Origin of the sequence: Aeromonas sp. HMWF014 (assembly GCF_963878295.1) — a bacterium.
Classification (GTDB): Bacteria; Pseudomonadota; Gammaproteobacteria; order Enterobacterales; family Aeromonadaceae; genus Aeromonas; species Aeromonas popoffii.
In genome coordinates this window covers 1-3,876 of the sequence record NZ_CAWNYS010000372.1, presented here as the reverse complement: position 1 = coordinate 3,876, position 3,876 = coordinate 1, and the positions used below count along the sequence as shown (strand labels likewise).

Sequence of the window (3,876 nt, the reverse complement as noted above, 5' to 3'; positions counted from 1 at the left end):
CCATAGAGGCCGTGATCACCACCTGGATGGAACAGGTGGCCGAGCTGTCGAGCCAGTGGCAATGGGTGCAAGTGTTTGAAAACAAGGGCGCCGTCATGGGCTGCTCCAACCCCCACCCTCACGGCCAGTTGTGGGGCAGCGATTTTCTGCCCAACGAAATCGCCCGCGAAGAACAGCACCAGCGTGACTGGCTGGCCGAGCATGGCCGCCCGCTGCTGGTCGAATATGTGGAGCGGGAGCTGGTGGATCGTACCCGCATCGTCGTGGAAACCGAACATTGGCTGGCAGTCGTTCCCTTCTGGGCCGCCTGGCCGTTCGAAACCCTGCTGCTGCCCAAGACCCATGTGCCCTCCCTGCTGAGCCTCACCCCCGAGCTGCAGCAGGATCTGGCGGTGGCACTCAAGGAGCTCACCAGCCGTTACGACAACCTGTTCGAGTGCAGCTTTCCCTACTCCATGGGTTGGCACTTCGCACCGCCGCACTCCGACTGCCCGGAAGCCTGGCAGCTGCACGCCCACTTCTATCCGCCCCTGCTGCGCTCCGCCACGGTGCGCAAGTTCATGGTGGGCTTCGAGATGCTGGCAGAAGCCCAGCGCGACCTCACACCGGAGCAAGCTGCAGAACGGCTGCGTGCCCTGAACCCGATTCACTACAACCAGACCAGCCAAGCCAATGAGGAAACCCTATGACCCCCAGCCAACACGTCAGCACCGTTTTTGCAGAGCAGTTTGGGCAGCAACCCGACCTGCTGGTGCGTGCCCCCGGCCGCGTCAACCTCATCGGCGAGCACACTGACTACAACGACGGTTTCGTGCTGCCCTGCGCCATCGACTTCGAAACCTGCGTCGCCATCGGCCTGCGGGATGACAGCCTGGTGCACGTGATCGCCGCCGATTATGGCAACCAGCACGACCTGTTCGATTTGAACCACCCCATCACCCATCATGCCGAGCAGCGCTGGAGCGACTACATCCGCGGCGTGGTGAAATACCTGCAGGTGCGCGGCCATGCGCTGCGCGGCCTCAACCTAGTGGTCTCGGGCAACGTGCCGCAGGGCACCGGCCTGTCGTCGTCCGCCTCGCTGGAAGTGGCCATAGGCCAGGCCTTCAAGGAGGCGCTGGGGCTCGACATCAGCCAGGCCGAGATCGCGCTCAATGGCCAGCAGGCGGAGAACCAGTTCGTCGGCTGCAACTGCGGCATCATGGATCAGATGATCTCCGCCAGCGGCAAACAGGATCATGCCCTGCTGCTCGACTGCCGCTCGCTCCAGACCCGTCTCATCCCCATGCCCCCCGATCTGGCGGTGCTGATCGTCAACTCCAACGTGTGGCGCGGTCTGGTGGACAGCGAATACAACACCCGCCGTCAGCAGTGTGAAACCGCCGCCCGCCACTACGGGGTCAAGGCGCTGCGCGACCTCGACATGGCCGCGCTGGAAGCGGGCAAGGCCGGGCTGGATGAGATCTGCTACCGCCGCGCTCGCCACGTGGTGGGCGAAAACGCCCGCACCCTGGCCGCCGCCGATGCGCTGGAGTCCGGCGATCTGGTGCGCCTCGGCGAACTGATGGCCGAGTCCCACGCTGCCATGCGCGATGACTTCGAGATCACAGTGCCCCCCATCGACGGTCTGGTGGAGATCATCAAGGCCAAGCTTGGCCGCGAAGGCGGTGTGCGGATGACGGGCGGCGGCTTCGGTGGCTGCGTGGTTGCCCTGCTACGCCCGGCGCAGGTGGCCGAGGTGATTGCCGCCGTCGACGCCGAGTATCCGGCCCGTTTCGGTCTCAAGGCCGATAGCTATGTCTGCCGCGCCAGTTCAGGGGCTGGCAAGTTATGAGCGGCGCCATGACCCCATTCGAGCTGGAAAACGAAGAGGGGCTGCGCCTGCGCGGCCTCGATTTTGGCGCCACCCTCACCTCCCTCACCCTGCCGGTAGCGGGCAAGCACCGCGAGGTGCTGCTGGGCTGCGCCGAAGCGGCCTATCCTGCTCAGCAGGCGTGGCTGGGCGCAGTCGCCGGGCGTTTTGCCAACCGCATTGGCGGCGCCAAACTGGTGCGCGATGGCCAGCACTGGCCGCTGGATGCCAATCAGGCGCCCCACTGCCTGCACGGCGGACGGGAGGGATTTCATCGCCAGCGCTGGAACATCAAGGAGCTGGAGGCGGATAGGGTCAGACTCGTCCTGCTGTCAAAGGCGGGCGATCAGGGTTTCCCCGGCAACGTGCGGGTGACGCTGGAGTACCGGCTGGAGCAGTGCGATCTGGTGGTCGATTTCAGGGCCAGCACGGATGCACCGACCCCGGTCAGTCTCACCAGTCATGCCTACTTCAATCTGGATGGGGGCGGAGATGTACGCGATCACACCATCAGCCTCAACGCCGATCGCTTTTTGCCAACCGATGAGAGCGGTCTGCCGCTGGCCATTACGCCGGTGGAAGGCCCCTTCGATCTGCGCGCCCCGCGCCCAATAGGCCAGGATTGGCTGAGCCATCCCCAGCAACAGCAGGCCAAGGGGTACGATCACGCCTTCCTGCTCAACCAGCTGCGCCATGACAGCCGAGAGATCCCCTCTTTACCGCTCGCTGACCCTGAGCATACCTGGGCCGCACGAGTGATCTCCGGCGATCGGCAGCTGGCGATGGAGGTCTACACCAACCAGCCTTCGCTGCAGTTTTACACCGGCAACTGGCTGGCCAATACGCCGAGCCGCAACGACCAGCCGTATCGGGATTACGACGGCTTCTGCCTGGAGGCGCAGCAGTTACCGGACAGCCCCAACCGGCCCGAGCTCGGCAATCCCTGGCTGCTGCCGGGACACTACTACCACCACCAGACCCGCTACCGTTTTATCCGCAACTGAGATCGGCCGATCTTAAGATTTACATGGCCTCATCTGTCACAATCGAGCAAGATAAACCGCCCCGAGACCTTCCCGGGGCGTTTTTACATCAACGAAATTAAGGACTGTTTGTTCGATGACTGACACTTATAGCCTGCTGGTCGCCTTTATTCTGGGCGTCGTCGAGGGGCTGACCGAGTTCCTCCCCGTCTCCTCCACCGGCCACATGATCATCGTCGGCCACCTGCTGGGCTTCGAAGGCCCCAAGGCCGCCACCTTCGAGATAGTGATCCAGATGGGCTCCATTCTCGCGGTCGTGGCCGTCTTCTGGCGCCGCCTGTTCGGCCTGATTGGCATCCACTTTGGCCAGAAGCCAGCGCAGGATCACGCCACCCTCTCCCTGGTGCACATCATCCTCGGCATGCTGCCCGCCGTGATCATCGGCCTCGCCATTCACAGCTGGATCAAAGCCAACCTGTTCGGCCCCGAGACAGTGATGTACGCCCTAGTGGCTGGCGGCATACTGCTGATCATCGCCGAGAAATGTCGCCCGGCGGTACGCTCCGAGACCCTGGATGACATCAGCTACAAACAGGCGTTCGGCATAGGTCTGTTCCAGTGTCTGGCGCTCTGGCCCGGCTTCTCCCGCTCCGGCGCCACCATCAGCGGCGGCATGCTGATGGGGATCAGCCGTCAGGCAGCGGCCGAGTTCTCCTTCATCCTGGCGGTGCCCATGATGGTGGCGGCAAGCGGGCTGGATCTCTACAAGAGCCGCGACCTCCTCTCCATGGCCGACTTTCCCATGTTTGCGGTGGGGTTCATCACTGCCTTCGTGGTCGCCATGATTGCCATCAAGACCTTCCTGGCGCTGATCCGTCGCCTCGACTTCATTCCGTTCGCCATCTATCGCTTTATCGTGGCCTTCGTCGTCTACCTGGTGTTTGTGGCCTGATGACAGGCAAATAGCCGAATGAAAAAGGGACCTTTCGGTCTAATGCCAGTCAGTTAAGCCTGACTGGCATTGTTTTTATTGGTTTTTTT

The 3,876-nt window shown here is 62.9% G+C and carries 4 protein-coding genes; all 4 read left to right on the top strand.

Features of this window, described 5'->3' with window-relative positions:
* The coding region (gene galT, locus AAC083_RS15335) for a galactose-1-phosphate uridylyltransferase (protein WP_108537050.1) at positions 1-689 on the top strand (689 nt) is incomplete at its 5' end.
* Positions 686-1,834: a galactokinase gene (gene galK / locus AAC083_RS15330; protein WP_108537049.1), complete on the top strand. Its 1,149-nt coding sequence runs from the start codon at positions 686-688 to the stop codon at positions 1,832-1,834. The genes galT and galK, both read left to right, overlap by 4 nt.
* Positions 1,831-2,856, top strand: a complete 1,026-nt coding sequence (gene galM, locus AAC083_RS15325) for a galactose-1-epimerase (RefSeq protein WP_108537048.1) — start codon at positions 1,831-1,833, stop codon at positions 2,854-2,856. The genes galK and galM overlap by 4 nt, the downstream gene beginning before the upstream one ends.
* 115 nt (positions 2,857-2,971) lie before the next feature.
* Positions 2,972-3,787: an undecaprenyl-diphosphate phosphatase gene (bacA, locus tag AAC083_RS15320; protein ID WP_042035938.1), complete on the top strand. Its 816-nt coding sequence runs from the start codon at positions 2,972-2,974 to the stop codon at positions 3,785-3,787.
* Positions 3,788-3,876: the final 89 nt, after the last annotated feature.